Annotated in this window: 28 protein-coding genes, 1 tRNA gene and 1 pseudogene; 21 read left to right on the top strand and 9 right to left on the bottom strand. The window is 71.9% G+C overall.

What is annotated here, in order from left to right; genetic code table 11:
- Nucleotides 1-6 precede the first annotated feature (6 nt).
- The 4 genes from E1265_RS12895 (at nt 7) to E1265_RS12880 (ending at nt 4,733) form a co-directional block, all read left to right on the top strand.
- Nucleotides 7-540 carry a DUF501 domain-containing protein gene (locus E1265_RS12895; RefSeq protein WP_132930442.1) on the top strand — a complete coding sequence of 178 codons (534 nt, stop codon included), beginning with the start codon at nt 7-9 and terminating at the stop codon, nt 538-540.
- The gene (locus E1265_RS12890) at nt 537-1,508 is read left to right on the top strand and encodes a Ppx/GppA phosphatase family protein (protein ID WP_132930440.1); all 972 of its coding nucleotides are present in this window, start codon (nt 537-539) and stop codon (nt 1,506-1,508) included. The genes E1265_RS12895 and E1265_RS12890 overlap by 4 nt, the downstream gene beginning before the upstream one ends.
- Before the next feature lie 321 nt (nt 1,509-1,829).
- Complete coding sequence (locus E1265_RS12885; protein WP_132930439.1) at nt 1,830-3,221, top strand: NAD(P)/FAD-dependent oxidoreductase; 1,392 nt, start codon at nt 1,830-1,832, stop codon at nt 3,219-3,221.
- 201 nt (nt 3,222-3,422) lie between these two features.
- Nucleotides 3,423-4,733 (top strand): cyclopropane-fatty-acyl-phospholipid synthase family protein, encoded by a 1,311-nt coding sequence (locus E1265_RS12880; protein WP_132930438.1) that lies wholly within the window; start codon nt 3,423-3,425, stop codon nt 4,731-4,733.
- A 72-nt stretch (nt 4,734-4,805) separates the two neighbouring features.
- On the opposite strand, the gene E1265_RS12875 is transcribed toward E1265_RS12880, so the two are convergent.
- Together E1265_RS12875 and E1265_RS12870 are read right to left on the bottom strand one after the other, a co-directional pair.
- Complete coding sequence (locus E1265_RS12875; RefSeq protein WP_132930437.1) at nt 4,806-7,346, bottom strand: ABC transporter permease; 2,541 nt, start codon at nt 7,344-7,346, stop codon at nt 4,806-4,808.
- A 224-nt stretch (nt 7,347-7,570) separates the two neighbouring features.
- Nucleotides 7,571-8,350 carry an ABC transporter ATP-binding protein gene (locus E1265_RS12870; protein WP_132930436.1) on the bottom strand — a complete coding sequence of 260 codons (780 nt, stop codon included), beginning with the start codon at nt 8,348-8,350 and terminating at the stop codon, nt 7,571-7,573.
- 441 nt (nt 8,351-8,791) lie between these two features.
- On the opposite strand from E1265_RS12870, the gene E1265_RS12865 reads away from it, so the two are divergent.
- The 14 genes from E1265_RS12865 to E1265_RS40280 all read left to right on the top strand — a co-directional run bounded on the left by E1265_RS12865 (nt 8,792) and on the right by E1265_RS40280 (nt 17,465).
- A tRNA-Leu gene (locus E1265_RS12865) sits at nt 8,792-8,873 on the top strand.
- Nucleotides 8,874-8,978: 105 nt separating this feature from the next.
- On the top strand, nt 8,979-9,413 hold the full coding sequence (locus E1265_RS38945; RefSeq protein WP_243740740.1) for a hypothetical protein: 435 nt from the start codon (nt 8,979-8,981) through the stop codon (nt 9,411-9,413).
- Nucleotides 9,368-10,357, top strand: a complete 990-nt coding sequence (locus E1265_RS38940; RefSeq protein ID WP_243740739.1) for a site-specific integrase — start codon at nt 9,368-9,370, stop codon at nt 10,355-10,357. Before E1265_RS38945 ends, E1265_RS38940 begins: the two co-directional genes overlap by 46 nt.
- A 55-nt stretch (nt 10,358-10,412) precedes the next feature.
- Nucleotides 10,413-11,138: a hypothetical protein gene (locus E1265_RS12855; protein WP_243740738.1), complete on the top strand. Its 726-nt coding sequence runs from the start codon at nt 10,413-10,415 to the stop codon at nt 11,136-11,138.
- A 308-nt stretch (nt 11,139-11,446) separates the two neighbouring features.
- Nucleotides 11,447-11,938 carry a hypothetical protein gene (locus E1265_RS38935; protein WP_243740737.1) on the top strand — a complete coding sequence of 164 codons (492 nt, stop codon included), beginning with the start codon at nt 11,447-11,449 and terminating at the stop codon, nt 11,936-11,938.
- Nucleotides 11,929-12,522, top strand: coding sequence for a hypothetical protein (locus E1265_RS12845; protein WP_132930434.1), 594 nt, complete (start codon nt 11,929-11,931; stop codon nt 12,520-12,522). The genes E1265_RS38935 and E1265_RS12845 overlap by 10 nt, the downstream gene beginning before the upstream one ends.
- Before the next feature lies 1 nt (nt 12,523).
- Complete coding sequence (locus E1265_RS12840) at nt 12,524-12,901, top strand: hypothetical protein (protein ID WP_132930433.1); 378 nt, start codon at nt 12,524-12,526, stop codon at nt 12,899-12,901.
- 72 nt (nt 12,902-12,973) lie between these two features.
- Nucleotides 12,974-13,513 carry a hypothetical protein gene (locus tag E1265_RS12835; RefSeq protein WP_132930432.1) on the top strand — a complete coding sequence of 180 codons (540 nt, stop codon included), beginning with the start codon at nt 12,974-12,976 and terminating at the stop codon, nt 13,511-13,513.
- 5 nt (nt 13,514-13,518) lie between these two features.
- Nucleotides 13,519-14,706: a hypothetical protein gene (locus E1265_RS12830; RefSeq protein ID WP_243740741.1), complete on the top strand. Its 1,188-nt coding sequence runs from the start codon at nt 13,519-13,521 to the stop codon at nt 14,704-14,706.
- Nucleotides 14,706-15,134, top strand: a complete 429-nt coding sequence (locus E1265_RS12825; RefSeq protein WP_132930430.1) for a hypothetical protein — start codon at nt 14,706-14,708, stop codon at nt 15,132-15,134. The genes E1265_RS12830 and E1265_RS12825 overlap by 1 nt, the downstream gene beginning before the upstream one ends.
- A gap of 69 nt (nt 15,135-15,203) precedes the next feature.
- Entirely contained in the window at nt 15,204-15,701 is a 498-nt protein-coding gene (locus tag E1265_RS12820) for a glycine-rich domain-containing protein (protein ID WP_243740736.1), read from the top strand.
- Between the two features lie 22 nt (nt 15,702-15,723).
- Nucleotides 15,724-15,921: a hypothetical protein gene (locus E1265_RS38930; RefSeq protein ID WP_243740735.1), complete on the top strand. Its 198-nt coding sequence runs from the start codon at nt 15,724-15,726 to the stop codon at nt 15,919-15,921.
- Nucleotides 15,922-16,643: 722 nt separating this feature from the next.
- Nucleotides 16,644-17,159: a hypothetical protein gene (locus E1265_RS12815; protein WP_132930429.1), complete on the top strand. Its 516-nt coding sequence runs from the start codon at nt 16,644-16,646 to the stop codon at nt 17,157-17,159.
- Nucleotides 17,160-17,339: 180 nt separating this feature from the next.
- Nucleotides 17,340-17,465: a hypothetical protein gene (locus E1265_RS40280; RefSeq protein WP_279571424.1), complete on the top strand. Its 126-nt coding sequence runs from the start codon at nt 17,340-17,342 to the stop codon at nt 17,463-17,465.
- A 568-nt stretch (nt 17,466-18,033) separates the two neighbouring features.
- Here E1265_RS40280 and E1265_RS12810 read toward each other — a convergent pair.
- Complete coding sequence (locus E1265_RS12810; protein ID WP_132930428.1) at nt 18,034-19,251, bottom strand: HAMP domain-containing sensor histidine kinase; 1,218 nt, start codon at nt 19,249-19,251, stop codon at nt 18,034-18,036.
- On the bottom strand, nt 19,248-19,901 hold the full coding sequence (locus tag E1265_RS12805) for a response regulator transcription factor (RefSeq protein WP_132930427.1): 654 nt from the start codon (nt 19,899-19,901) through the stop codon (nt 19,248-19,250). The genes E1265_RS12810 and E1265_RS12805 overlap by 4 nt, the downstream gene beginning before the upstream one ends.
- A 160-nt stretch (nt 19,902-20,061) precedes the next feature.
- Here E1265_RS12805 and E1265_RS12800 point away from each other — a divergent pair, with 160 nt between their 5' ends.
- Nucleotides 20,062-21,348: a hypothetical protein gene (locus E1265_RS12800; protein ID WP_132930426.1), complete on the top strand. Its 1,287-nt coding sequence runs from the start codon at nt 20,062-20,064 to the stop codon at nt 21,346-21,348.
- 95 nt (nt 21,349-21,443) lie between these two features.
- On the opposite strand, the gene E1265_RS12795 is transcribed toward E1265_RS12800, so the two are convergent.
- Nucleotides 21,444-21,692 (bottom strand): DUF397 domain-containing protein, encoded by a 249-nt coding sequence (locus E1265_RS12795; RefSeq protein WP_132930425.1) that lies wholly within the window; start codon nt 21,690-21,692, stop codon nt 21,444-21,446.
- A 40-nt stretch (nt 21,693-21,732) separates the two neighbouring features.
- On the opposite strand from E1265_RS12795, the gene E1265_RS12790 reads away from it, so the two are divergent.
- Complete coding sequence (locus E1265_RS12790; RefSeq protein WP_132930424.1) at nt 21,733-21,957, top strand: hypothetical protein; 225 nt, start codon at nt 21,733-21,735, stop codon at nt 21,955-21,957.
- Nucleotides 21,958-22,580: 623 nt separating this feature from the next.
- Nucleotides 22,581-23,438: a Bax inhibitor-1/YccA family protein gene (locus tag E1265_RS12785; protein ID WP_132930423.1), complete on the top strand. Its 858-nt coding sequence runs from the start codon at nt 22,581-22,583 to the stop codon at nt 23,436-23,438.
- A 68-nt stretch (nt 23,439-23,506) separates the two neighbouring features.
- On the opposite strand, the gene E1265_RS12780 is transcribed toward E1265_RS12785, so the two are convergent.
- From E1265_RS12780 to E1265_RS37970, 4 genes and pseudogenes are all read right to left on the bottom strand, one after another.
- Nucleotides 23,507-23,824 (bottom strand): hypothetical protein, encoded by a 318-nt coding sequence (locus E1265_RS12780; protein WP_132930422.1) that lies wholly within the window; start codon nt 23,822-23,824, stop codon nt 23,507-23,509.
- Nucleotides 23,825-23,827: 3 nt separating this feature from the next.
- Nucleotides 23,828-24,748: a hypothetical protein gene (locus tag E1265_RS12775; protein WP_132930421.1), complete on the bottom strand. Its 921-nt coding sequence runs from the start codon at nt 24,746-24,748 to the stop codon at nt 23,828-23,830.
- Between the two features lie 238 nt (nt 24,749-24,986).
- Nucleotides 24,987-26,207, bottom strand: a complete 1,221-nt coding sequence (locus tag E1265_RS12770) for an acetyl-CoA C-acetyltransferase (RefSeq protein WP_132930420.1) — start codon at nt 26,205-26,207, stop codon at nt 24,987-24,989.
- Nucleotides 26,208-26,400: 193 nt separating this feature from the next.
- Nucleotides 26,401-26,610, bottom strand: a pseudogene (locus E1265_RS37970) (hypothetical protein); the annotation flags it as partial.

The raw sequence follows: 26,610 nt of genomic DNA, 5'->3' as shown, positions 1-26,610 counted from the left end.
TCCCCGATCCCGCCCCCGACCGACGCCGACGTCGACACCGTCCAGGCGCAGCTGGGCCGCCCGCCGCGCGGACTGCGCGCCGTGGCGCACCGCTGCCCGTGCGGCAACCCCGACGTGGTGGAGACCGCGCCCCGGTTGCCCGACGGCACGCCGTTCCCCACCACCTACTACCTGACCTGCCCGCGCGCCGCCTCGGCCATCGGCACCCTGGAGGCCGACGGCGTGATGCGGGAGATGACCGCCAGGCTCGCCGAGGACCCCGATCTCGCCGCCGCCTACCGGGCCGCGCACGAGGACTACATCGCGCGCCGGGACGCCATCGAGGTGCTGCCCGGCTTCCCGAGCGCCGGCGGCATGCCGGACCGGGTCAAGTGCCTGCACGTGCTGGTCGCCCACGCCCTGGCGGCCGGCCCCGGCGTCAACCCGCTGGGGGACGAGGCGCTGGCGATGCTGCCCGAGTGGTGGCGCAAGGGCCCCTGCGTGGCCCGGCCGGCCCAGCCGACGTCCGAGACCGTCTTCGAGCGGGAGGAAGCGCCATGACGAGGGCGGCAGCGATCGACTGCGGCACCAACTCCATCCGGCTGCTGGTCGCCGACGCCGACCCGGCGACCGGCCGGCTGACCGACCTGGAGCGGCGGATGGAGATCGTCCGCCTCGGCCAGGGCGTGGACCGCACCGGCCGGCTCGCCCCCGAGGCGCTGGAGCGCACCTTCGCGGCCTGCCGCGAGTACGCGGCGGCGATCGCGACGCACGGCGTCCCACGGGACCGGGTGCGCTTCGTCGCCACCTCGGCCACCAGGGACGCCGCCAACCGGGACGAGTTCACCCGCGGTGTCCGGGAGATCCTGGGCGTGGCGCCCGAGGTCGTCACCGGGGACGTGGAGGCCGCGCTGTCCTTCACCGGCGCCACCCGGGAGCTGACCGCGCTGCCCGGGCTCACCCCGCCCTACCTGGTGCTCGACATCGGCGGCGGTTCCACCGAGTTCGTGCTTGGCGACGACGCGGTGCGCGCCGCCCGCAGCGTGGACATCGGCTGCGTGCGGCTGACCGAGCGGCACCTGCTTCGGGACGGCGTGATCGCCGACCCGCCGGGCCGCGAACTGGTCGACGCCATAGTGGCCGACATCGACGCCGCGCTCGAACTGGCCGCCGAGCGCGTGCCGTTGACCGAGACCCACACCCTGGTCGGTCTCGCCGGCTCGGTCACCACGGTGGCCGCGATCGCGCTCGACCTGCCGGGCTACGACTCGGCCGCCATCCACCACTCCCGGGTCCCGCTCGAGCGCGTGCGCGAGATCACCGAGCGGCTGCTGGCCGCCACCCACGAGGAGCGCGCCGCGATCCCCGTGATGCACCCGGGCCGGGTCGACGTGATCGGCGCAGGGGCGTTGGTGCTGCTCAAGGTCATGGAGCGGACCGGCGCCCGGGAGGTACTGGTCAGCGAGCACGACATCCTCGACGGACTCCTGCACACCGCGGCCGAGGACCGCCCGTCGGAAACGCCGTGAAACCAACATCGAAACCCACCTCGTGAAGTTTTTCACATGCGGATCGGCCCCGAAACGCTCCCGCTGGGGCCGGTCGGGGCCGGATTGCCCGACAACGGCCGGTTCGCGCCCCGGCGATGGCCGGTCGGCGGCCCGCCGGGACTGGTCGTCGGCGGGGCCGCGTGCCCGTCGAAGGGGCCTCTGAGGAGCGGCTTCGCCCCGGCGGCGACCCCCGCCGGGCGGCAAGCCAGGCAAAGGGCCGCGCAGTGTAGCAGAACACCCGGCCAACCTTGTGAAGCCCCTCACGAGGGGGGTGCGGAGGCCGGGTGGATACTCGATGGCATGAGCACCACGGAGCGTCCCCGAATCCTCGTCGTTGGTGGCGGGTACGTCGGTATGTACGCGGCCCGCCGCATCCTCAAGAAGATGCGCTACGGCGAGGCAACCGTCACCGTCGTCGACCCGCGCTCGTACATGACCTACCAGCCCTTCCTCCCCGAGGCCGCGGCCGGGAGCATCTCCCCGCGTCACGTCGTGGTGCCGCTGCGCCGTGTGCTCCCCAAGGCCGAGGTCCTCACCGGCCGGGTCACCTCCATCGACCAGGACCGCAAGGTCGCCACCGTGGCGCCCCTCGTCGGCCAGCCGTACGAGGTCCCCTTCGACTACCTGGTGGTCGCGCTCGGCGCGGTCTCCCGCACCTTCCCGATCCCCGGGCTCGCCGAGCAGGGCATCGGCATGAAGGGCGTCGAGGAGGCCATCGGTCTGCGCAACCACGTGCTCGAGCAGCTGGACAAGGCCGACTCGACCATCGACGAGGAGGTCCGTCGCAAGGCGCTGACCTTCGTCTTCGTCGGCGGTGGCTTCGCCGGCGCCGAGACCATCGGCGAGGTCGAGGACATGGCGCGGGACGCCACCAAGTACTACCCCAGCGTCAAGCGCGAGGACATGCGCTTCGTGCTGGTCGACGTGGCCGACCGGATCCTCCCCGAGGTCGGGCCCAAGCTCGGCGAGTGGGGCCTTGAGCACCTGAAGGCGCGCGGCATCGAGGTGCACCTGAAGACCTCGGTGAAGTCCTGCGTGGACGGGCGCGTCGAGCTGAGCAACGACGTGGTGGCCGACTCCAACACCATCGTGTGGACCGCGGGCGTCAAGCCCAACCCGGCGCTGGCCCGCTACGGCCTGCCGCTCGGCCCCCGCGGCCACGTTGACACCCAGCCCACCCTCCAGGTCACCGGCACCGACTACATCTGGTCGGCCGGCGACAACGCCCAGGTGCCCGACCTGGCGGCGCGCGCCGCCGGCGTGGAGAACGCGTGGTGCCCGCCGAACGCGCAGCACGCGCTGCGGCAGGCCAAGGTGCTCGGCGACAACGTCATCTCCGGGATGCGCGGCTTCCCGCAGAAGGAGTACAAGCACGCCAGCATGGGCGCGGTGGCCGGGCTCGGCCTCCGCAAGGGCGTGGCCATGATCAAGCTGGGCAAGCTGACCTTCCGCTTCCGCGGGCGGCTCGGCTGGTACCTGCACCGCGGCTACCACGGCATGGCCGTGCCGACCTGGAACCGCAAGGTCCGCGTCTTCGCCGACTGGACGCTCGGCCTCTTCCTCAAGCGCGAGGTGGTCTCGCTCGGCGCGATGGAGCACCCGCGCGAGGAGTTCTACGAGGCGGCGGCGCCGGTCACGGCCGCGGCCACCAGGAAGGTCGAGGAGCAGCCCAAGGCGAAGGCCGCCGGCTGAACACCCCGTCGACACCCCGTCGACACCCCCGGCGACATCGTCCCGAAGGGGCGGACGGCTTCGGCCGGCCGCCCCTTCGGCCGTTACGTGCCTCTTGCGCTCGAATGGCGGAATGGACGGTGCGGTAAGGGCGTTTCGGGAGGGTCTCGGTGCCAAGGTGGGCGGGGCGTGCCCCGTCCTACTCCTGGAGGTGTGTCCCGAATGACTGCTGCACCACGTATCGCCGCCCTCGTCGAGCGGCTGCTCGGCGCGCCACCCCCCGTACTGATCCGCGCCTGGGACGGCAGCGAGGCCGGCCCGCAGGACGCGCCCGTCCTCGTGGTGCGGCACCCGCGCGCGCTGCGCAGGCTGCTCTTCCGGCCCGGCGAACTCGGCCTGGCCCGCGCCTGGGTGGCCGGCGAGCTCGACGTCGAGGGCGAGCTCTACCCGGCGCTCGGCCTGATCTCGGGGATGGTCTGGAACCGCCCGGAGGGCACGGCGCCGGCCGGCCGGGCCGTGCTGGCCGCCGGCCGCGAGCTGCTCGCGCTCGCGGGACCGGTCCTCGTGCCACCGTCGCCGCCCCGCGAGGAGGTGCGCCGCCGCACAGGACCCATGCACTCGCTGCGCCGCGACCGGCAGGCCATCAGCCACCACTACGACGTGGGCAACGATTTCTACGAGCTCGTCCTCGGCCCCTCGATGGTGTACTCCTGCGCCGTGTTCGACGCGCCGGGGGACAGCCTGGAGCAGGCCCAGGCGAACAAGCTCGACCTGATCTGCCGCAAGCTCGACCTGCGCGAGGGCCAGCGGCTGCTGGACGTCGGCTGCGGCTGGGGCTCGCTCGCGCTGCACGCCGCCCGCGAGTACGGCGCCCGGGTCGTCGGCATCACGCTCTCCACGGAGCAGGCCGAGTACGCCCGGGTGCGGGCCGCCAAGGAGGGTCTCGAGGACCGGGTGGAGTTCCGGGTCCAGGACTACCGGGAGACCGACGACGGGCCCTTCGACGCCATCTCCTCGGTCGGCATGGCCGAGCACGTCGGCACCGCGCGCTACCGCGAGTACGCCGGGCAGCTGTTCGGGCTGCTGAGGGAGGGCGGCCGGCTGCTGAACCACCAGATCGCCCGCCGCCCCATGAAGGACGAGTCCAGCTACCGGATCGACCCGTTCATCGACGCCTACGTCTTCCCCGACGGTGAACTCGCCCCGGTAGGGCGCACGGTGACCCTGCTGGAGCGGGCCGGCTTCGAGGTCCGCGACCTGGAGGCGCTGCGCGAGCACTATGCCCTCACGCTGCGGCAGTGGGTGCGGAACCTCGAGGAGCGGTGGGAGGAGGCGGTCCGGCTCACCAGCCCGGGCCGCGCCCGGGTCTGGCGGCTCTACATGGCCGCCTCCGCCCTCTCCTTCGAACGCGGGCACATCGGCGTCAACCAGATCCTCGCCGTCCGCCCGCCGGCCACCGGGGCCTCCGGGCTGCCGCTGCGCACCCGCGACTGGCGTCCGGCCCCTGGCGCCCAGCGGGACCTGGCGGCGTAACCGTGACCGTCGGCGCCCCGGCCCCGCGCCACCCCCCGTGGTGGGCGCGGGACCGGGGCGCCAGCGGCCGGCTCAGTCGGCCTTGATGGCCTCCAGCATGTTGAGCCGCGCGGCGCGCCTGGCCGGCCACAGCGCGGCCAGCACGCCGACCAGAGCGGCCAGCGCCAGGAAGACGGACAGCCGCTCCCACGGCACGATGAACTCGTAGGTGGCGAGCGAGCCGCGCAGCATCTCGCCGACCGCCCAGCCGAAGAACACCCCGAGGCCGACCCCGAGCACGCCGCCGAAGACCGCGATCACGATGGACTCGATGCGCACCATCCGCTTGGTCGACCGGCGGTCGAGGCCGATGGCGCGCAGCATCCCGATCTCCTGGCGCCGCTCGAAGACCGACATCGCCAGGGTGTTGATCACGCCGAGCACCGCGACGATGACCGCCATCGCCAGCAGGCCGTAGAGCATGTTGAGCATCAGCGTGAACATGTACGCGATGTCCTCGGCGACGTCCTCCTCGTCCTGCACCAGGATCGCCGGGTTGTCGCCGAGCGCCGCCTCCAGGGCCTGCTTGACGTCCTCGGAGGCGCCGTCGGCGGTGGCCACCATCACCTGGAAGTCCTCGACGCGGTCCAGGTGCGGGTCGAGCGTGGCGTTGTCGACGATGACGCCCCGCATCATCTCGCTGTCCTCGTAGATGCCGGTGACCGTCAGGCGGCCCGGCTGCCCGTCCTCGTAGGTGACGTCGAAGGTGTCACCCATCCCCAGGCCGTGGGTCTCGGCGGTCTCGGTGTCGATCACCGCGTTGTCCCCGGCGAGCCCGTCGAAGGAGCCCTCGGTGAACTCGGGGCTCACGAGGTTGGCGATGGCCGCGCCGTTGACGCCGGTCAGCGACTCGTCGTCGCCCGCGACCGTGGCCGGCGAGATGCGCAGTCCGCTGACGCCGGTGACCCCGGGCTGCTCGGCCAGCGTCTCGGCGACCTCCGGGCTGAGCGGCGCGAAGTTGGCCATGGAGACCACGTAGTCGGAGCTGAGGGTCTGGGCCGCCATCCGCTCGATGGCGTTGGACACGGTGCCGGCTATCACGGTCAGGCCGGTGATCAGGGTCAGGCCGATCATCAGCGCGGAGGCCGTGGCGGCGGTGCGGCGGGGGTTGCGCACCGCGTTGAGCCTGGCGAGCTTGCCCGACACCCCGAAGACCCTCAGCAGTGGGCTGGCCAGGGCGATCACCGGGCGGGAGAGCAGCGGCGTGAGCACGAAGACGCCGATGACCAGCAGGCCGGCGCCGCCGCCCATGGTGGCGCCGTTGTCGTCCCGGTCGATGCCGAGGAGCACCAGGGCCGCGCCGGCGCCCGCCAGCAGCGCGCCGATGGTGTTGCGCACCAGCAGCCCTCGGACGGTGGGCGCGGCGTGCACGCTGTTCATCGCGGCGACCGGCGGAATCTTGGCGGCCCGGCGCGCCGGCAGGTAGGCGGCGAGCATGGTTACCACGACGGCCACCACGAGCGAGGCGAGCACGGTCGAGGGCGAGATGACCAGCGGGCCCTCCGGGACGGTCAGGTCGAAGGTGTTCATCAGGGAGCGGAAGCCGGCGGCGATGCCGACGCCGGCCGCGAAGCCGCTCAGGCCGGCGACCAGGCCGACGACCAGCGCCTCGAGCAGCACCGACCTGGTGACCTGGCGGCGGCTGGCGCCGACCGCCCGCATCAGGGCCAACTCCCTGGTGCGCTGGGCGACCAGCATGGTGAAGGTGTTGGCGATGATGAAGATGCCGACGAACAGCGAGATGCCGGCGAAGGCGAGCAGTCCGGTGCGCATGCCGCTGGTGGCCGCCTCGATGTCGGCGGCCTGCTCCTCGGCGAGCTCCTGCCCGGTGAGGGCCTCGGCGTCGGCGGGCAGCAGCGGCTCGACCTCGTCGAACAGCTGGTCCTGCGAGGTGCCGTCCGCCGCCTCCAGGGTGATTCTGGTGAACTCGCCGGGGAGCGTGAACAGTTCCTGCGCGGTGGCGGTGTCGTAGAGCACCAGTGAGCCGCCGGCGGCGACCGCGCCGTCCTCGGTGGTGAAGACGCCGGTGATGGTCTCCTCGCGGACCGGGCCGTTCACCGAGACGCGGGCCGTGTCGCCGACCCGGTAGCCGGTGCGCTCGGCGGTGTGCGAGTCGATGGCTATCTCGCCCGGGCCGGCGGGCGCGCGGCCCTCGGCCATCGGATAGCGGGTGTCGGTGCCTGCGCCGTCGGGTCCCGCGTAGTAGTTGGCGCCCGTGGTGTCCCAGCCGGACCCGACCAGGTCGCCCTCCTTGTCGGCGAGCGCGGCGAAGCCGGAGACCTCGCCGGTGGCGGCGGCGACCCCGGGCAGCGCCGCGACCTGGTCGAGCAGCTCCTGGGTGAGGTTGGCCGCGCCGCGCGGGTCGTCCTCGGCGGCCTCGCTGTCGGCGTCCGGCTGGACGGCGAGGTCGACGTGGGTCAGGGAGCGCTCCGCGCTGCGCTGGAACGCCTCGGAGATGGTGGAGGTGAAGACGAGCGTGCCGGAGACGAAGGCGACGCCGAGCAGCACGGCGAGCGTGGTCATCAGCAGCCGGGCCTTGTGCGCGAGCACATTGCGCAAGGCGGTTCGGAGCATGGGGAATCCAGGTGAGTGGTTCGCCCACCGGTCAGGCCGGGGACGTGACGGACGTGGTTGTGTCGGGGGCTTCGGGCCGGACGGGCCAGGGCCGGCGCCACGCTCCCGGCCGCCGGAGCCGGGCGTCGCGCGCCGGACCGGCTTGGCTGCGGGCCCGTCGGCCGGAGCCTTCGGGGCGCCAAGCCGCCAGGCGCCGTGGCGGTGAGCCGCCAGGCTTAGCTCGCTTAGCTCGTGCGGCCCTTCGCGTCGTACCGCTTCATGTGCTCGAGGACCCGCTCAGCGGTCGGCTCCGGCATGTCGTCGACGACGCGGCCGTCGGCCAGGAAGACCACGCGGTCCGCGTAGGCGGCGGCGACCGGGTCGTGGGTGACCATCACCACGGTCTGGCCGAGCTCGCGCACCGAGTTCCGCAGGAAGCCGAGGATCTCGGCGCCGGCGCGCGAGTCCAGGTTGCCCGTTGGCTCGTCGCCGAAGATGATCTCCGGCCGGGCGGCCAGCGCCCTGGCCACCGCGACGCGCTGCTGCTGGCCGCCGGAGAGCTGGTTCGGCCGGTGCCTGAGCCGGTCGGCCAGGCCGACGGTGGCCACCACCCGGTCCAGCCACGCCTTGTCGGGCTTGCGGCCGGCGATGGACATGGGGAGCGTGATGTTCTCCAGGGCGCTGAGCGTCGGCAGCAGGTTGAACGCCTGGAAGATGAAGCCGATCCGGTCGCGCCGCAGTTGGGTGAGCTTCTTGTCCTTCAGCCCCGAGAGCTCGGTGTCGCCGAGCCGGGCCGAGCCCGAGGAGATCGAGTCGAGGCCGGCCATGCAGTGCATCAGTGTGGACTTGCCGGAGCCAGAGGGCCCCATGATCGCGGTGAACTCGGCCTGCCGGAAGTCCACGGAGACGTGGTCCAGGGCGACGACCCTGGTCTCGCCCTCTCCGTAGACCTTGGTGAGGTCCCTGGCCTGGGCCGCCACGGCCGAGGTGGACGCGGTGTGCGGGGCGGCGGCGATGCTGGACACGTGCTTCTCCTGTCGGGACGGGGGCAGGCACCATCCATCGTGGTGCCTGCCCCCGGTCCCGGGGATCAGTCTCCGTGCCGGTTCTGGCGAGTTCTTCAGAGTGACGGCCGAAGGGCCCGCGTCATACCTGAGGAGGACCCGCTGCCCTGCCCATGGTCAGGGTGGCGATCGACCGGGGGGCCACCACGCCGCCGGAGGCTCGATCATCGTGTGTGCCCGGAAGGATGCGGAGGGTTGATTTGCGTCAATCCTCGAGGGGCTCCAGGAGGTGGTGACGAGGGGGGAGCGGCCTGTGGCCGGGACCTCGGTGTCTGATGCGTCATCAGGGGCTCATAAAATCAGACAACATCCGCCTGGGGCACCGGTGTTCGGGCCAATCCGCCAGTTAAGCTCAGTAGACGCCTCAGGCGCGCACGGCGCCCGGAACGGCTTGGGATCTGTGCCCGGATGGTGGAATGCAGACACGGTGAGCTTAAAACTCGCTGGCCTTCGGGCCGTGCCGGTTCAAGTCCGGCTCCGGGCACACCAGGCGCCACGGCGTCTGACCAGCGAAAGCGACCACATCTAGCCCCCTGGATCTGCCCTCACGGGAACACCGTGGGAACACTCGGGGGCTGGCCTGCGTGCCATGGCGAGCATCGTGGCACGGAAGAACAAGGCCGGCGAGATAACCAGCTGGCAGGTGAAGTGGCGTGAGGGCGGCGACTGGCAGACGGAGCGGTTCGACGACGAGTCGTCTGCGGAGCTCTTCCGCCAAGCCGTTGAGGACAACGGCAACCGGTGGCCGCTGGGCTGGGTCAAGGGCCAGGGCTACATCGACCCCGCGGCCGGCACCGAGCAGTACCGCTTCCGGGACTTCGCGCTCGAAGTGATCAAAACCCGCACCGGGAGCGAGGAGCGGTACCGAAGAGACTGCTTACGCGACCTGGAGACCTACATCTTCCCGACCTTCCAGAACTGCGACGTCCGCAGCACCGAGCACTTCAACAGCAGGACGGTCGGGCCTGGGTCAACACGATGGCCAAGACCAAGGTCTGGCGCGGCTCCCAGCACAAGCCCATGAGCCCCAAGACCCTCCGCAACCTCCACGGCTTGCTCTCCAGCATCCTGAACGAGGCGGTCCAGGCCGAGCCACCGCTGAGGGCCCGCAACCCCTGCGCACGCACTCGCCTCCCGAGGGCAGATGACGACGGCATCGACGACGACGAGATCGGCGAGGACATCTGCTTCTGCACGCCCGAGGAGGTCGCGGGCATCCGGTCCTGCTTCGACCTGGAGTCGGACAAGGACGTGGTCGACGACCTCTACGGCACCGGCGGACGCTGGGGCGAGATAACCGCGGTGGCCCGTCGGCACGTGGACCACGACAACCCTGCGAAGCCACGGCTGAAGATCGTGCGGGCCTGGAAGCGCCACCCCGACAAGGGCTGGTACCTGGGCAAGACGAAATCCCGGGCGGGGCGCAGGTCGGTGCGGATCGACGCCGAGCTCTGGGCACGCTGGGCAGCTCGCGGCGTGCGGCGCCTCGGGCCACACGACCTGATCCACCACAACGGGCGCGGTGAAAGGCTGCCCTACAGCACGTTCTACGACCGCTGGGAAGCCGCGGTGCGGCGCGCCCACGAGCTGGGGCTACTGCCGGAGCATAAGCACCCCACCATCCACGACCTGCGGCACAGCCACGCGGCGGCGCTCATCTCGAAGGGCCACAGCCTCACGTACGTGCAGCGCCGGCTCGGCCATGAGTCGATCAAGACGACGTCGGACCTGTACGGCCACTTGCTGCCCGAAGCCGATGACGAGGCGATGGCGACCGTCTCCGAGATGCTCCGGCGGGCGGGCCCGCAGGCGGCGCTGGAGAAGCCCTTGAAGGGGCCCGCAGCGCGCTTCCGGCGGCTTCGGAGCGGCCGGTGGGGCGTCGGCCCGTTCGACGTCATGGCGCAGGACGCGGCCGGGGCCCGTTGCTGGCGCCGCTCGGCCAGACCTGCCACAGGCGGATCTTCCTGACCACGGTGGCGCCGCCCGAGCCGGGCTGCGATTACGTGCCGCTCGCCAGCGAACTGTGCCTCGCGTCCTGATGGCGGCGCCGGACATCGTCGTGCCGGTCCGGGAGGGCGCGGCCAACGCCCAGCTGCGCTATGCGTTGCGGAGGTGGGCGGCGCACCTCCCGCACCGGCACGTGTGGCTTGTCGGCTACCGGCCGCCGTGGGCGGCCGATGTCCGTCACATCCCGACCCGCCAGACCGGCACCAAGTACGCGAACACGACGTTGGCGGTGCGCGCTGCGATCGAGCACACCGAGGTGTCCGACCCGTTCCTACTCACGAACGATGACTTCTTCGTCATGAAGCGGCTGGTGGACGGTGTGCCGGTGCTGCACCGCGGCCCGGTCAGGGACGTGGAGCGGTACTACGCCTCGCGCGGCAGCGGGAAGTACCTGCGAGGGCTGAGGGAGACGAGAGACCTGCTCGTCAGCCTCGGGCATGCCGATCCGCTGTCCTACGAGCTGCACGTGCCGCTCCTGGTCGACAAGGCAGGCATGCTGAACACCCTCGACCTCGGCCGGCACCTGGACGTCCTGCACAAGCGCACAGCGTACGGGGTGCTGTCCCGCATCGGCGGCGCTCGCATCGAGGACGTCAAAGTCCTGCACCGGCGGCCCGTGTTCCCGGTCGACTCGCCGTTCCTGTCGACCATGCCGGACAGCTTCACCAACGGCGCGGTCGGCCTGCACATCCGCCGCACCTTCCCGCGGGCCTGCCGCTACGAGCGGCCCGGGGGCCGCTGATGCCGCTCCAGACGGGTGTGTGCGACCCCTGGCCCATTGACCTGTGCTGCGAACTCCCCGACGGAACAGACCAGGCCGTGGTGGAGCGGTGGCGCCGGGTCGCTTCCCAACTGCTGTGGGGGCTTTCCGGTCGGTGCATCGGGCCGTGCCCGGTCACGGTGCGGCCGTGTCGCCGTGCCTGCCTCGCATCGTCTCCGCTCACCGTGCAGTGGGGCACCGGTGGCCGGTGGATCCCTTACATCGACTCGACGGGGGTCTGGCGGAACGCCTCCGTGTGCGGCTGCTCGTCCGACTGTGCTTGCGGGGAGTTGTGCGAGGTCTACCTCCCCGGACCCGTCTTCGACGTCGTCGAAGTAGACGTCGACGGGGAGGTCCTGGTCCCGGAGGCGTACCGCGTCGACGCCCCGGGCCGGCTCGTCAGGACGGACGGCGGGTGCTGGCCCAGCTGCCAGAACATGGTCGAGCCGTCAGGCTCGCCGGGCACGTTCACCGTGACGTACCGGATCGGCCTCCCCGTCGACGAGGCGGCGATTGCCGCTGTCTCCGAGCTGGTCTGCCACCTCATCAAGGGCTGCGCGCCCGGCGCGTGCGGGTGCCGGGCGGGCCGGAACGTGTCCCGGCTCTCCCGGCAGGGCGTGGACATGGAGTTCGGCGACCCGACCCTCATCTACAGCGAGGGCCGCACCGGTCTGCCCCTGGTCGACCTGTGGCTCAGCACGGTGAATCCGTACCGAATGACCTCTCCGTCCCGGGTCTACAGCCCGGACTTCCGACCCCCACGGCGGACGACATGGCCCTGACCCCGTTCGCCGTGCACGATCTGGCCGAGGCCGTACTCGGCTGCGTGTGCGCCGCCTTGGACCAGGCCGCCGCCGAGATCGACGGCCAGCCGGGCTGCCCGGACTGCCGGGCATGCGTCGTGCCCGGCGCGCCAGCGTGGGACGGCTGCGACGACCCGTGCAGTGACCAGCGGGCCGGCGGCCAGCTCACCGTCAACATTGCCCGCCTCTACCCCTCCGGCATCAACTTCCCGGCAGAGAACAGGGATGTCCAAGGCGCCCGCGGCTGCATTCCGCCGCCGGTCACCGCCGTCGAGCTCGTCATCACCCTGCTGCGGTGCGCCCCGATGCCGGACGAGACGGGCTGCCCGCCCCGGTGCACCGACCTGAACGCGGCCGCCAGGATCCTGCACGTGGACGCGGTCACGGTCTACAACGCGCTGCTGTGCTGCCTCCCCGCCACCGGCGGCGGCCGGCGCGGCCGGCGCTTCGTCCTCGGCACGCAGCGCACGGTCGGTCCGGAAGGCGGTTGCGTCGGCATCGAGCAGCGCGTCACCGTGGCGCTGCCGGGCTGCTCGAAGTGCCCAGATGGGGAGGTGTCCTGATGTGGCTGTTGAGGTGAGGATCGACGCCGGCCGGCTCCAGCGGCTCGTGCGGGCTCGCGGCGGCCGGGCTGAACGCGCCCTGCGTCGGCGCACCGAGCGGGTCGCCAGCATCGCCCGCCGCGAGGCGCCCGGGCGCTTGGGCGCTTACGTCGACACCCGGATCGAAGAGGGGCCCCGCGGCCTGACCGGCGTGGTTCGCTGCGACCACCCGGCCGTCCGCTACGTGCTGGACGGAACCCGGCCGCACATCATCCGGCCCCGGCGCCGGCGTGCGCTCCGCTTCACTGTCGGCGGGCGCAGCGTGTTCGCCGCCTACGTGCGGCACCCCGGGACCCGGGCGAACAACTTCCTGGCCCGCGCGCTCCGCTGGGGCCGCTGAGCAGCCGCTACCCTGGCGGTGCCGCTGGTTGTGGGCCGGGCACCCGCACCAGGCTGCTCCGGGAGTGCCCCCATGGCCCGCAAAGCGTTCGCCCTTCACACCGAGCCTCACATCGCAGACGTCGGCGGCACCGAGCTGGCTTTTCAGCCCGAGGTCATGGGCGACCAGTTCGTCACCAACTACGAGGCCCTGCAGAACCGGCTCGAAGACGGCGGGGTGGATTTGAACAACCTGGCCGGCGTGACCGCCAGCGCGATGCGCATGACCACCACCGCGATCCGCATGTTCATCGCCAGCGTGATGGTGCCCGAGTCCGCCAGCATGTTCGCCCGCTGGGACGTCGTCCGAGACGGCCAGGTCCTCGCCACATTCCAGAACCCGGACGACGCCGGGGAACTGGCGGCCGACACGCAGGGCGCCGAGGTTGTCGACGCCTCGATGCCGCTGCCGGACCGGATCCTCGTCGGCCTCCTCGAATGGGCGATCGAGCTGTACGGCGGTGGCCGCCCTCCTACGTCATCCACCGACTCTGCCGCGCCATCGCCGACTCCTGGGAGACGTGGGACGGCCAGCTCGCGCTCGCGGGCATCAACCCGCACGAGTGGCCGCTGAAGCGGATGCTCAACGCGGCTGAAGCCGTGATGGACATGCATGCCAAGGACGACGCCGAGCGTCAGCGGAACCGGGCCCAGCTCTACGATGAACCCGCCAGCGCAGGACGCGCTGGTGACGATCTCCGTGTCGGGCAGGGGGTACTGATGGCCACCGCGGGCTGCGGATCCCACAGCGCCGCCATCGTCGACCGCTCCGGCGCGACGATCGCGCCAGCCCAGACCCTCACCGCCGTGGAGTGGACCCGGACCCTGGACGACACCAGCACCGCCAGCGTCACGATCTCGCCGGACGGTGACTGCTGCGAGCGCCTCGGCGAGGTGAGGGCCTGGCGCCACCGGCTCGTGATCTGGCGCGACGGCGAGTTCGTGTGGGACGGGCCGATCCTTCGGCCTGAGTGGACGAGCGACGGCCTGGAGATTCAGGCGGCCGACATCGCCGCGATCCTCGACCGCCGAGTCCCCCACCAGAGCGTGGACTTCGGCGGCGACTCCGACCTGGCCGACATCGCCGCCTGGTTGATCGAGGACGGGTACGCGCCGGCCGACCCCGGGCACGAGGTGCAGATCGTCGCACCGGCCGGTGTGCGCGGAGCACGTAGCTACACCCGCGACGTGGGCCAGACCGGCGACCACCTGCGGGAGTTGGCCGAGGCCGGCATCGACTACACCGTGGTCGGCCACACCATCGTGCTGCTGCCGGAGACCCACACGGTGTCGCTCGGTCAACTCACCGACATGGACCTACCGGCCGGCCTGACCGTGGTCGAGGACGGCGCCGCTCTGGCGACGCGGATCATCGTGGCCGGTGACGAAGAGGCCGACGTGATGGGCGAGGTCGGCGACATCGACGAGTACTACGGGCTGTTGGAGCGCTACGTGCAGCAGAACTCCATCCCCGACAGGCCCTCGGCGGAGGCCGCCGCCCGCGCGCTCCTGCGCTCTTCGCGCTCGGTGCCGGTGTGGCTGGACTCCGCCCAGGTCACCCTCAGTCCGGACGCGCCGGTCAACGTGTCCCGACTCGTGCCCGGCTGGTGCCTGGACGTCACCAGCACGGCCACCTGCCGCGTGCTCAGCCAACGGCTGAAGATCGTCGGCGTGCGGGTCCGGGAAGCGGGCGGCACAGCGGGCCAGCCGGGCAGTGAAAGCGTCCAGGTGCAGCTGGCGGCGACCGGAGCGGAGGCCGGGAGCTGATGGCGCATCGCGGCACCCCTGGGCATCGGCTGCCCGGCAACACCCTGGCCGGCATCCTGCGGGACCTGGACCGACGCTCCCGAGCGACGATCCGCCGGACCGGCCGCCCGGCGGCGTCGAAGGAGTCGGAGGAGAGCACGCCGGCGACGCCCCCACCATCGGCCCTCACACGGTCCGCGCGGCCGACAGCGGCTGTCATCACCACCGATGAACACGGCCGTGCCCGATGGGAGTTCCCTTGCCTGTTCGCCGCGCCGCCGGTGCTGACCGCGCTGCCGGCCGGCACCGGTGTGCTGACGGCCGTGCTCGAGGAACTGAACGAAGCCGGCGCGACGGTGAGGGTGTGGCGCCCGGCCGTCGACGGCCGGAGTCCGACGCCGGCCGTCGACGTGCACGTGCACTGCACCGCCACCGCGGTATCTGCCTGACCTGGTCGGCCTACGATGGCCGGGAGCCGCTGGTTGTGGGCCGGGCCGCACACCTCCTGGGAGGGTCCCGTGGCGCAGGTCTGCGTGTGCCCCGAGTACTTCACGATCACGGATACCGGCGAACTCTGCCTCCGGGCCGGCCAACAGGGCCTGCGTGAGCGCCGCATCTACCTGGATGTGGGTGTTCATCAGTTCCGCAGGAGCGACTACCCGTGGCTTGCCCGGGTCCGCGTCCAGGTGCAGGGAGCAGGCGGCGGGTCAGCCGGCGCGGACGCCTCAGCGGGCCAGTGCACCGCCCGCCCCGGCGGGGCCGGCGGCGGGTATTCCGAGTCGCTGATCGAGGCGTCGGCGCTCGGCGCGGTGGAGACCGTCGTGGTGGGCGAGGGGGGCGCGGCGGGGATCCGCAACAACCCCGGCGGCGCCGGCGGCAGTAGCAGCTTCGGCGGGTTTTGCACCGCGCCCGGGGGGCGGCGGCACAGCGAACATGGTCACCGGCACGACCCCGTACGCGGTGAGCGGCGTCAACGCGGCGATCAGCGGCGTCGGGCAGCTCACCATCGGTGGTAGCGCCAGCGGAGGAGCCCTGCGGATGGCTGGGAACGCTGGGTTGTCGGGTGCCGGTGGTGACTCGAGGTGGGGCTACGGCGGCGTCGCGCGTGCCAGCGCCGGCGCCGGCACGACTTCGCGCGGCCGAGGCGCCGGTGCTGGCGGTGCCTTGTCCTACGAGGATCCGTATGACGGGGCGCCCGGCGGCCACGGCCTGGTGGTGGTCGAGCTCTACGGCTGACCGGATGCGACACGCTGCCCGGACACGCGCGCACGGCGCCCCCGGTGCATGTCAGCGCAGGCCGACCGGCCCCACGGCCCGCCCCGGAGCCGTCCCGTCCTCTGTCCTCGCTGTCCGGGCAGCATGTCCGGACCGCATCCGGAGGCCCGCGGCTACACTCGGGCCCGAGCCGCTGGTTCTGGGTCGGGCCATACACACCATAAGGAGGGTGTGTTGGCCAGATGTGGCTGCGGCGCCGGCGGCGGGAACTGCACCTGCGTGATCCGCCCCGGCAGAAACGTCACGATCGACGGCACGGGCAGCACCGCCAACCCGATAATCGTCAACGCCGAGGTACCCTGCGCCGACGTGCGGCCCTGCCTCGCCGGCCTGGACGGCGTCGCCTATGACCCTGCGAGCGGCACCATCGGCGTCGTGCTCTCGCCCCGAGCCGGCAACAACCTCACGCTCGGACCCGACGGCTTGTACGTGCCGACTGGCGCCGCCACCGTCAACGTTGGATGCGGCCTGTCCGGAGACGGCTCCGCCAGCTCCCCCGTGACCGCGGCCACCGCCGCCTGGCCCTACGCCTGTGACCTCACCGCGGCCGCCGGCGGCGTGTACTGCGACGCGAACGGTGTGCTGCGCAGTGAACCCCGGGGCCGCGTGAGCCGCCCGGGGTTCGGCGTAGACTCGTGGCACGCCGTCAAGCGCCATGACAAACCCGGGGGAGAACGCTGTCCGTGCATGACTACGACGCCCCTGCCTGGAGACCGCTCCCCGTTCGGCCGGCCGCGCTGCGCTGGCTGCTGCTGCTCCCCCTGACCCTGGTGTTCCTGCCGCTGTGGTGGGTGGTGTGGATCGCCCTCGCGGCCTGCTTCTACGGCGTGACCACGGTGGTCCAACTAATCGTCTACGTGCTGCCGCGCACCGAGGACGGCGCGATACGGGTGCTGGACGCCACACTGGGCCGGGTGCCGTTCATTCCCCGCTGGTGCGTGACCCCGGTGGCGCTGGTGCGGGAGGGCGACTCGGCGTACTACCGGGCGCGCGTGGACCGTCACATCGCCAGGAAGACCCGGCTGGTGGAGACCTCCCGCGGTCTCCAGCGCGATCTGGACCTCGGAGTGCACTACTTCCGAGGCGCGGGCGCCGGTTACGTCCTGCGTGTCGCCTCGGAGCAGGGCTGGGACCTCCACCCCGTGCTGCGTTCGCATCCCCGGCGCCGGCTCCGGCTGCGCCACAGCGGCCGGCCCTGACCGGACGGCGCGCCGCGGTCGTCCAGGTGAGCGCGACGCACGCAGGCGTGAAACGCCTCGGTCGCCCCTCCGCGAGTCCACGAACTCCGTGGGGGGCGCTGCTCATCGTTGGCGATCCCGGAGCGAGGTAGTGGAAGCCATGCGAGAAAGACAACGATCGCCGAGCACGCGGCGAACCCGGTGGGTTGGCACAGTGACGCCCTGCAGCGGGTGCTGCGCTATCAGCGCCGGGCGGCGCTGCCGGGGAAGTACGTCATCGTCGCGGTCCGGCCCTGGCACGAGTACCGCGTCGGGGTGAGGGGATGACGGATCGGCTCCTCCACGTGCTTATTGCACCACCGACCGTGGCGACTCGGGGAGGGGTCCGGCGATTGTGGGTGACAGTCACGCCTCCTCGCGGCACATCTCACTGAGCATCCTCGTGTGCTGAACGACGGTCGCTCGCCGGCGCCCAGGGCCGTCGGCGACCTGCTCATCGCCCTGCGTGAGGCCGGGGCCCAGACGGTCTCGCCGCCGTGTTGCGCCGAATGCGGCAGGCAGATGCGAACCCTCCAGCGCCGCGGCCAGGACTGGTACTGCTGGAACTGCGGGCGGCCACAGCCCGAGCCGTGTGCTGCCTGCGGAAACACCCGCCGGGTCGCTTCACGCGACCGGACCGGGCGGCCGCGATGCGGCAAGTGCCCGGACGACGACGGACGCGACCCCATCGCAGTGATCGGCGCCCTGATCGCTGAACTGGATCCGCAGGCCGAACGGGAGACGGTCTCCGAGGCGGTCCGTCGATCGGCACCCGCACCGAGCTTCGTGGCCCTCTCCCGGAGCGCCCTCGTCCCCCACGGGCCTGGCGCACGTGCCGCGTCGCCCTGCCTGCCCGTCAGGCGTGGCCGCCGGGGAAGGTGACAGTGATCCGCAGGCCGCCTGCCGGGTGGGGCTGGGCTGTGATGTCCGCGTCGTGGGCCGTGGCGATCGCCCGGACGATGGAGAGACCGAGTCCCAGCCCCGTGTCGTGGTGGGTGCGGTCTGTGCCCAGTCGCTGGAAGGGTTGGAAGAGCCGGCTGATCTCCGATTCCGGGATCACGGGTCCGGTGTTGGCGACGGAGAGGGTGGCACGTCCCAGGCTGCTGTCGGTCGTGACCTCGACCCAGCCTGGCGCGGCGTTGTGGCGCAGGGCGTTGTCCACCAGGTTGCCGATCAGGTGCTCGACAAGGCGGGGATCGCCCCTGACTGGGGCGCGGCCAAGTGTCTTGGTGACACGCAGGGTTCGTTGTTCGGCCTCGGGGTGGCGAGCATGGACGATCAGGGCGGTCACATCGGCCAGATCGAACAACTCCCGTCGGTCGAGCCCTCCCTCGCTACGGGTGAGAGTGAGGAGGGACTCGATCAGCCGTTCCTGCTGCCGGCCCGCCGCGAGCACACGCTCGTGGGCTGCTCGGAGGGAGTCGATGGTTGCCTCGGGGTCGGACAGAGCGAGCTGTCCCAGGGTCCGCTGCCGGGCCAGTGGGGTGCGCAGTTCGTGCGAGGCGTTGGCGACGAACTGGCGCTGCGACTGGAAGGACGCCTCCAGCCTCGCCAGCAGCGCGTCGATGGTGTCGCCCAGCCGCTTGAGTTCGTCGTCGGGACCGTTAAGCGAGAGGCGTTCGTGCAGGCTGGCGGCCGAGATCTCCCGAGCTCTGTCGTTGATCGTGCGCAGAGGGCGCAGCAGGCGGCCGGCGACGACCCAGCCCACCACGACGGAGAGGACCCCGAGGACGACGAGGGCGATCGCCGATCGGATGAGGAAACGGTGCCGGTCGGCCGTCTGTTGGCGGCGCGCCTGGACTTCGAGCCTGTCCGCCTGGGCCCGCAGCTGTTCCTCGGTGAGGCCGTCGCTCTCCAGCCAGAGTTCCGCGTCTGTGGGCCGGCCGTCTCGCGGGCCGATGACGCTGCCCCCGTCGCGCCCCCCGGTGGCCAGGACCCCGTCAGCCGGGTGGAATACCAGCAGGTAGGTGAGGGCCAACAGCACCGCGCCGGACAGCAGGAAGAGAACGCTGTAGAGCGCGGTCAGGCGCAGCCGCAGGGAGCGCCGGTTGCGGGGGCGCGAGGGCGCCGTCATATCCGGTAGCCGGACTTGGCCACGGTCTCGATCAGTGGAGGAGAGCCGAGCTTGGCCCGCAACCGGCTGATCGTGAGCTTGACCGCGCTGGTGAACGGGTCGGCGGCCTCGTCCCACACGCGCTCCAGTAGTTCCTCGGCCGAGACGGTCCGGCCCTGCGAGGCCAGCAGCAGTTCGAGCACGCCGAACTCCTTCGGCGTGAGCTCCACCCGCCGGCCGCCCCGGCTGACGGTGCGGCGCGCCGTGTCGACCGTGAGGTCACCGTGCCGCAGAACCGGGGGGATGGCGGGCTGAGCGCGGCGCAGCAACGCGCCGATGCGGGCGATCAGTACCGGGAAGTCGAACGGCTTGGGCAGGTAGTCGTCGGCCCCCAGTCCGAGTCCGTGCACGAGGTCCTCAGTGGTGGCCGCCGCTGTGAGCATGAGTACCCGGCTGCGACGTCCGTCGGCGACGAGTCCGGCGCAGATGTCGTCACCGTGCATGCCCGGCAGATCCCGGTCCAGAACGATCACGTCGTAGTCGTTCTCCAGAGCCCGCGCCATCCCATCGGGTCCGTTGAACGCGACATCGACGGCCATCCGGGCCCGGCGCAGGCCGACGGCCACCGCCTCGGCCAGCTCCGCGTCGTCCTCGATGACGAGCACCCGCACCGTTCCTCGCTTCCTTCCTCCCCGGCCGGGGCGGCCCTCCACCGGACCGGCCGCCGGTGATACCGCGATGAAACCACCGCTCGCGTAAACCTCCTGTCAGCCGCGTCGCTGTCGCGGCCTCCAGCAGACCCGCAGAAGCGTGGAAGGCAGACCCAAGCCCATGAGCAGACAAAGCCATCAGAGCCACCGGCCCCGCGGGGGCACCCTCAGCCGTCGCGGCCTGCTCGGCGGCGCGGCGGCGCTCGCCTCAGTGTTGTCGCTGCCAGTGGGACCGGCGAGCGCGTTGGGCCACCCGGGGTCGGCCCGAACGCTGCTGACCCTGCCCGCGCTGACAGGCCGGCACCGGATCGGCACGACCTCCCTGCATCTGATCGATCACGCCCGCCAGGACCCCTGGTCGTCCGACTCGCACCCCCGCGAGCTGATGGTCAGCGTGTGGTACCCGGCGCACGCCAGGGCAGGTGGCCAGCTAGCTCCTTGGATGACCCCCGCGACCCTGAGGGCCTACCGGCCCCGCCGGGAGGCGGAACTGCAAACGATCGCGACGGAGGGCTTCGACGTCTCGCTGGACGCCGTCGACTTCCCCGTCACCCACGCCCACCAGGACACCGCCGCCGACTGTCTCGCCGGGCCCTACCCCGTGGTCCTGTACTCGCCGGGCGCGACGGCGGACCGCGCGGAGGGGACCGTCCTGGTGGAGGACCTGGCCAGCCACGGCTATGTCGTCGTCGCCATCGACCACACTTACGACGCTGGCGAGGTGGAGTTCCCCGGCGAACGGGTGGAGACTGCCCGCCCCATCCTGCCGGAGGGCCCGACGGCCATGGTGCGGCTGCGCTACGGCGACGCCCTGTTCCTCCTCGACACGCTCGCCGTGCTGGCCGGGGGTGGAAACCCTGACGCGGGGCAGCGCCCGTTGCCCGCCGGCCTGGCCCGCAGCCTGGATCTGACCCGGGTCGGCATGTTCGGCCACTCGGTCGGTGGAGCCACGACCGGACAGAGCATGGCCCATGACGACCGGATCACGGCGGGGCTCGACCTGGACGGCCACGTCTCCCCGGCCACCCTCACCGAACAGGTGCCCGACATCGCGCGCCGGATCGGCGGGCGCCCCTTCATGATCATGAGCAGCAACGGCAAAGGCCCCGACGAACTCGGCCGGATGATGACCGAGTTCTGGTACAGCCTCAGTGGCTGGCGACGTTTCGTGTCACTCGTCGGCTCTACCCACGGCAGCTACACCGATGCTCAGGTCCTCTTCCCCCAGATGGTGGAGGCCGGCGTCATCACCACGGAGTTCACCCCCGTCGGAACGATCGCCCCGGACCGTTCGATCGCTGCCCAGCGGGCCTACGTCAAGGCGTTCTTCGACCTCTGGCTGCGCGACCGCGACCACGGGTTGCTGGACGGTCCCTCCGGACAGTTCCCAGAAGTCACTTTCTTCTGACCAGCCGATTCTGGTGGTGCCGTTCGGGGCACGTACAACGAGCAGTGGCCCCGCCTTCGCTCGATGAGGGCGGGGCCGCAGTGCGCAGAGTCGGATCAGGGGAGCTGGCCGATGTCTGAGCCCTCCTGAAGGGCCCTGACGAACGCTGTAAACCGCTCCGAGGCGAGCAGCAGGGCTGGCCCGGTCGGGTTCTTGGAGTCGCGCACGGCAAAGCCATGGTAGGCAGTGCTGGTTAGGTCTGCGACTTCAATGCAGTTCTGCCCGGTTCCGTCTGAGTAGCTGGACTTCCGCCAGGTGGCGATGCCAGCGAGCTGCTTGCCCGTGAGTGGGCGGGTGTGAGTCATTCGGTGATCTCTCGCATCAGGTGGTGTAGGGAACGGGATTGTGTCCTCGGGTGCCAATGCGCCTTGGGACAGGGCTTCGTACCTCCGGCGAAACTTTGCCGAGGCCCGCGACATCGAGCTGGACCTGGCGGCCATCTTGTCCAACGCCGGCTCGAAGGAGATCCTGCGGACGTATGGCTACTCGGACCGCGAGCAGCCGCCGTCTCATCCGGGCGTCGGGGTGGTCTTCCGCTCGGGCGCGAAGGCGTTCTGCATGTTCTCGTAAGCCGTCCACCGACGAGAGCCGGGGACGGCTTCCGCTGCGGAGACGGGGGTCCTGCGTGCAAGCACAGGGGATCGGAGCGGCTACCTGGCTCGGCACAGCAGCAGAAATGCCGTCAGGCCGCCCACCGAAGAGGCGGCAGGGGCACCCCGACGGTGCGAAGCTGACGGGACGCCCGCAGCGTGACGATGGTCCAGGAGGGCACGGTCAGGGGCCTACCGAAGGGCACCGGGGCCCGATTCTTGTTGGTGCACCCGTGGGTGCGCCGGGTGCACCAACCGCCCCTTCGATCGGTCTGTCTCGGGCTGGAACCGGCTCGATCGGCCCCGTTTCCCCAGGTGACAGGGGCGCTCTGGCATCTCCGCAGGTCAGGAGGGGGGCTCTTACAGGTTCAAGTCCGGCTCCGGGCACACCAGGCGCCACGGCGTTGACGTGGGGGCGGACGGGCCGCCCCCACCGCCCGCGTGAGGCCGTTCGGGGGCCGGGGAGCCGACAGTGTGGTTACGGTCCGGTACGGGAACCTTCAAACCCCTTTCGCTCGTTTCTCCTACTGCACTACCGTGCAGTCTTTGCTAACGCATTACTCTGGTGGTCAAGGTCGTGCCGTGCGGCCATGGAGGAGTGAGATGAGGAGCAGCAACCCGGTCTTCACGCGTCGGGGGTTCAGTCGGGACGGTGGCTACGCCGGCTTCAACGCCGGGCCGCAGCTGCAGACCGGGAATCCGTACGCGGGTAGCCCGACCAACCCCTACGCGCAGCCGGGTAACCCGTATGCGCAGCCGCAGGTGGGCTCCGCTGGCGGATTCGTGCCGCCCGCCCCCACTCGCGCCGGTGTGATGACGATCGACAGCGTCGTCTCCCGCACCGCCATCACCCTGGGCACCGTCGTCGTCGCCGCGGCGGCCGCCTGGATCACCGACATGCCGGTCGGCCTCGGCGTGCTCTTCGCCCTGGTGGCGCTGGGCCTCGGCCTGTGGCAGTCCTTCAAGCGTGAGGCGTCCCCCGCGCTGATCATGGCGTACGCCGTCGCGGAGGGCCTCTTCCTCGGCGCCATCAGCAACGCGATCAACGCGGTGGCGCCCGGCGCGGCCATGCAAGCCGTCATCGGCACCATGGCGGTCTTCGCCGGCGTGCTGTTCATGTACAAGCAGCGGATCATCCGCGTCACCCAGCGCTTCACCAAGTTCGTGCTGGCCGCGGCCCTCGGCTTCGTCCTCCTCTCCATGGTCAACCTGATCGTGGCCATGATCGGCGGGGGCAACGGCCTGGGCCTGCGGGACGGTGGCCTCGGCATCCTGTTCGGCATCGCCGGCGTGGTGCTCGGCGCCTGCTTCCTCGCCCTGGACTTCAAGCAGGTCGAGGATGGCATCGCCTACGGTGCCCCGGAGAAGGAGGCCTGGCTGGCCGCCTTCGGCCTGACCCTGACCCTGGTCTGGATCTACCTGGAGTTCCTGCGCCTGGTGGCCATCCTGCAAGGGGACTGACCCACGGCTGGTCGAGGGCCCGGCGAGACGTCGTCTCGCCGGGCCCTCGGCGTTTCACCGGCGGCGGCTCACCGGTACCGCTCCAGCAGCTCCAGCGCCTCGGCCAGCGCCCGCCTGGCGGCCTGGTCGTCGTCCCCGGCGTCCGTGACGGCCCGCGCCAGGTCGTAGCCGCAGACGGCCACCTGGTCGCCCACGGCGTAGATGCCGACCTCCGGGAGCCGGCGCGGCGCGCCGTACGGCACCTCGAGGCGCTGGGCGCGGCTGGTGAGCTCGCCGGCGAGGGCGAGCCCGTCGGCCGCCGCGCCACGCCGCAGCCGGCTCTCCGGCAGGGTGCGCAGCCGGTCGGCGGCCGCGTCGACTGCCGCGTAGAGATCCTCCAGGGTCATGCCTCAGTCGTTCCGGTAGGTGGAGGCGACCACGCGGTCCGCCAGCAGGTAGACGCTCTCGGCGCCGTAGGAGAAGGTCAGCGCGTAGGCGCCGGAGAAGCCGGAGCCGCCCATCAGCACCGGCTCCTCGCCGGCCCGCACCGCCTCGGCGAGCCGCTCGGCGGCCTCCTGGTGGCTCGGGGTGAGGCAGAGCGTCGTGCCGTCCGCGAACAGCAGCACGTCGAGCGTGCCCATCGGGCCGTGCCGGACGTCGGCCAGCGGGGTGCGGGCCTCGGCGAGCCGGGTCAGCCGGTCGGCGGTGTGCCGCTGCTCGTCGCGGGGGGAGCGGTCCCCGCCGCGCTCCACGGCCTCCCCGGTGAGCGTGAAGCCGGGGTGCGAGGGGTGCCGGCGCCGGGCGGCGGCCAGCTCGGCGGACTCGCCGTCCTCGGTGCCGTCCACCGGGTCGAGGGACTGCTCTTCGCTCTCCGCCGGCTCGTCGTCGGCCTGCCTGGGAATGAACGAGGCGCCCTCGCGGGCGGTGCGCGGCGCGCCGGGCAGATAGCCGGAGTCGCTGAGCAGGTAGCGCTCGAGGAGTGCGTCGAGCAGCTCCTCGTCGGCCTCCGCGACCTCGTAGCCGAGGCCCCGGCCGGCGAGCAGCCCGCCGGGGCCCTCGCTGTCCCTCGCGTCCTGCTCGGCCCAGTAGGCGCGGGCCTCGGCCAGCTCGCGTTCCCGCTCGTCGGCGAGGGCGGCGGCGACGGCCGTGCGGATCTCCTCGGGCGGCACGGGCCTGGCGGCCGGCAGCCCGCGCGCGGCGAGCAGCTCGGCCCGCAGCTCGCGCAGCTCGCGGCGCATGGCGTGCGCGGTGCGCAGGGTCAGCGCGCCCAGGGCGACAGAGGCGACGCAGGTGCCTGCGACCACCAGCAGGATCACGGATATGGCGCTCACGGACTCGCTCCCAGAAGACTCTTGTCCCTGACTTCTTATCTCAGGTTTCCGGGTCGCGGCCACGCCGTGCAGTGCAAAACGTCATGAATGGGATAGGTCTTTGGTCCGAAACGCGCCCCCGTCGCCGCGCTGACCTGCCCCTTCTCCCGGGGCGCCGGCGTGGATCACATCCCGGGTCCGCTTCGGTCTCACGTCTGTAAAGAGCCGGGGCGCGGGGCGGTGGGCGCGCCCGCGGTGCTCAGGCCAGTCGTTCCAGCACCATCGCCATCCCCTGGCCGCCGCCGACGCACATGGTCTCGAGGCCGAGCCGCTTGTCGTGCCAGCGCAGCGAGTTGAGCAGGGTGCCGGTGATGCGGGCCCCGGTCATGCCGAAGGGGTGGCCGACGGCGATCGCCCCGCCGTTGACGTTGAGCCGGTCGAGGTCGATGCCGAGCTCGCGGTAGGAGGGGATGACCTGGGCGGCGAACGCCTCGTTGATCTCGACCAGATCGATGTCGTCGATCGTGAGCCCGGCCAGGGCCAGCGCCCGCCGGCTGGCCTCCACCGGGCCGAGCCCCATGATCTCCGGCGAGAGCGCGGAGACGCCGGTGGAGACGATCCTGGCCAGCGGGGTGACGCCGAGCTCGCGCGCCTTGCGGTCCGACATGATCACCAGCGCGGCGGCGCCGTCGTTGAGCGGGCAGCAGTTGCCCGCCGTGACCAGGCCGTCCGGCCGGAAGGCCGGCTTGAGCGCCGCGACGCCCTCCAAGGTGACGCCGGGCCGCGGGCCGTCGTCGGCCGCGACCACCGTGCCGTCCGGGGTGGTCACCGGGGTGATCTCGCGCTGCCAGAAGCCGTCCGCGATGGCCTTCTCCGCGAGGTTCTGCGAGCGCACCCCGAACTCGTCCATCTCCTGCCTGGTCACGCCCCTGAGGCGGGCCAGGTTCTCGGCCGTCTGGCCCATGGCGATGTAGACGTCGGGCAGCAGCCCGTCCTCGCGCGGGTCGTGCCAGCCCTCGCCGCCCTGCTCGGCGCGGCGGGCGCTGCGGGCCTCCGCGTCGGCGAACAGCGGGTTGCGGGTGTCGGGCAGGCCGTCGGACGAGCCCTTGACCGTGCGGGACACCATCTCCACGCCGGCCGAGACGAAGACGTCGCCCTCGCCGGCCTTGATGGCGTGGAAGGCCATCCTGGTGGTCTGCAGCGAGGAGGCGCAGTACCGGGTGACCGTGCAGGCGGGCAGCCGGTCGAGGCCGAGCTGGACGGCCACCACCCGGCCCAGGTTGTGGCCCTGCTCGCCGCCGGGCATGCCGCAGCCGAGCAGCAGGTCGTCGATGTCGGCCGGATCGAGCTCCGGCACCTGGTCGAGCGCGGCCCGGACGATGGTGGTGGTGAGGTCGTCGGGGCGCAGTTCCTTGAGCGAGCCCTTGAAGGCGCGGCCGATGGGCGAGCGGGCGGCGGCGACGATGACGGCTTCCGGCATGGTTCCTCCCAGCGTCGGACGAGCGGGCACTTCCGAAGTTACCGACAGGTAGCCCCCGCTGTCATCCCACGACGACCCTCCGGCCAAGCCCGACACCCCCACCGGCCGGACGCCGGACGGCCCGCGCTCCGCTCGCGGGCCGCGGCAGCGCGGCCGGGCAGGCCGGCAGGCCGGGTCCGCTCCTTGGCCGGAGCTACGGCTGCGGGAGCGGGCCACCAGGCCGGCCCGGCAGGGCCACCGCCCGCTCCGGGTTGGGGCGGCCGGGCCACGGGCTGCCGGCCGCGGCTACGCCGCCGAGGCCGCGGGGGCGTGGTCCTTCGGCCCGGCGGGCCGGCTCGGGAGGGGGCAAAGCCCGGGCCTGGTCCGCCCCGGTCACCGGCCGGGCCATGGGCCGGCCGCGGCT

Origin of the sequence: Streptomyces sp. 8K308 (assembly GCF_004348315.1) — a bacterium.
Taxonomy (GTDB): Bacteria; Actinomycetota; Actinomycetes; order Streptomycetales; family Streptomycetaceae; genus Streptomyces.
This window is presented reverse-complemented; position numbering and strand designations above follow the sequence as displayed.

What these genes read in the sequence shown, in the direction of transcription:
- E1265_RS12890 (WP_132930440.1), top strand. Translation starts at nt 537, where the DNA reads ATGACGAGGGCGGCAGCGATCGACTGCGGCACCAACTCCATCCGGCTG.
- E1265_RS12885 (WP_132930439.1), top strand. Translation starts at nt 1,830, where the DNA reads ATGAGCACCACGGAGCGTCCCCGAATCCTCGTCGTTGGTGGCGGGTAC.
- E1265_RS12880 (WP_132930438.1), top strand. Translation starts at nt 3,423, where the DNA reads ATGACTGCTGCACCACGTATCGCCGCCCTCGTCGAGCGGCTGCTCGGC.
- E1265_RS12875 (WP_132930437.1), bottom strand. Translation starts at nt 7,346, where the DNA reads ATGCTCCGAACCGCCTTGCGCAATGTGCTCGCGCACAAGGCCCGGCTG.
- E1265_RS38945 (WP_243740740.1), top strand. Translation starts at nt 8,979, where the DNA reads ATGGCGAGCATCGTGGCACGGAAGAACAAGGCCGGCGAGATAACCAGC.
- E1265_RS38940 (WP_243740739.1), top strand. Translation starts at nt 9,368, where the DNA reads ATGGCCAAGACCAAGGTCTGGCGCGGCTCCCAGCACAAGCCCATGAGC.
- E1265_RS12845 (WP_132930434.1), top strand. Translation starts at nt 11,929, where the DNA reads ATGGCCCTGACCCCGTTCGCCGTGCACGATCTGGCCGAGGCCGTACTC.
- E1265_RS12835 (WP_132930432.1), top strand. Translation starts at nt 12,974, where the DNA reads ATGGCCCGCAAAGCGTTCGCCCTTCACACCGAGCCTCACATCGCAGAC.
- E1265_RS12830 (WP_243740741.1), top strand. Translation starts at nt 13,519, where the DNA reads ATGCTCAACGCGGCTGAAGCCGTGATGGACATGCATGCCAAGGACGAC.
- E1265_RS12825 (WP_132930430.1), top strand. Translation starts at nt 14,706, where the DNA reads ATGGCGCATCGCGGCACCCCTGGGCATCGGCTGCCCGGCAACACCCTG.
- E1265_RS38930 (WP_243740735.1), top strand. Translation starts at nt 15,724, where the DNA reads ATGGCTGGGAACGCTGGGTTGTCGGGTGCCGGTGGTGACTCGAGGTGG.
- E1265_RS12810 (WP_132930428.1), bottom strand. Translation starts at nt 19,251, where the DNA reads ATGACGGCGCCCTCGCGCCCCCGCAACCGGCGCTCCCTGCGGCTGCGC.
- E1265_RS12800 (WP_132930426.1), top strand. Translation starts at nt 20,062, where the DNA reads ATGAGCAGACAAAGCCATCAGAGCCACCGGCCCCGCGGGGGCACCCTC.
- E1265_RS12795 (WP_132930425.1), bottom strand. Translation starts at nt 21,692, where the DNA reads ATGACTCACACCCGCCCACTCACGGGCAAGCAGCTCGCTGGCATCGCC.
- E1265_RS12785 (WP_132930423.1), top strand. Translation starts at nt 22,581, where the DNA reads ATGAGGAGCAGCAACCCGGTCTTCACGCGTCGGGGGTTCAGTCGGGAC.
- E1265_RS12780 (WP_132930422.1), bottom strand. Translation starts at nt 23,824, where the DNA reads ATGACCCTGGAGGATCTCTACGCGGCAGTCGACGCGGCCGCCGACCGG.
- E1265_RS12770 (WP_132930420.1), bottom strand. Translation starts at nt 26,207, where the DNA reads ATGCCGGAAGCCGTCATCGTCGCCGCCGCCCGCTCGCCCATCGGCCGC.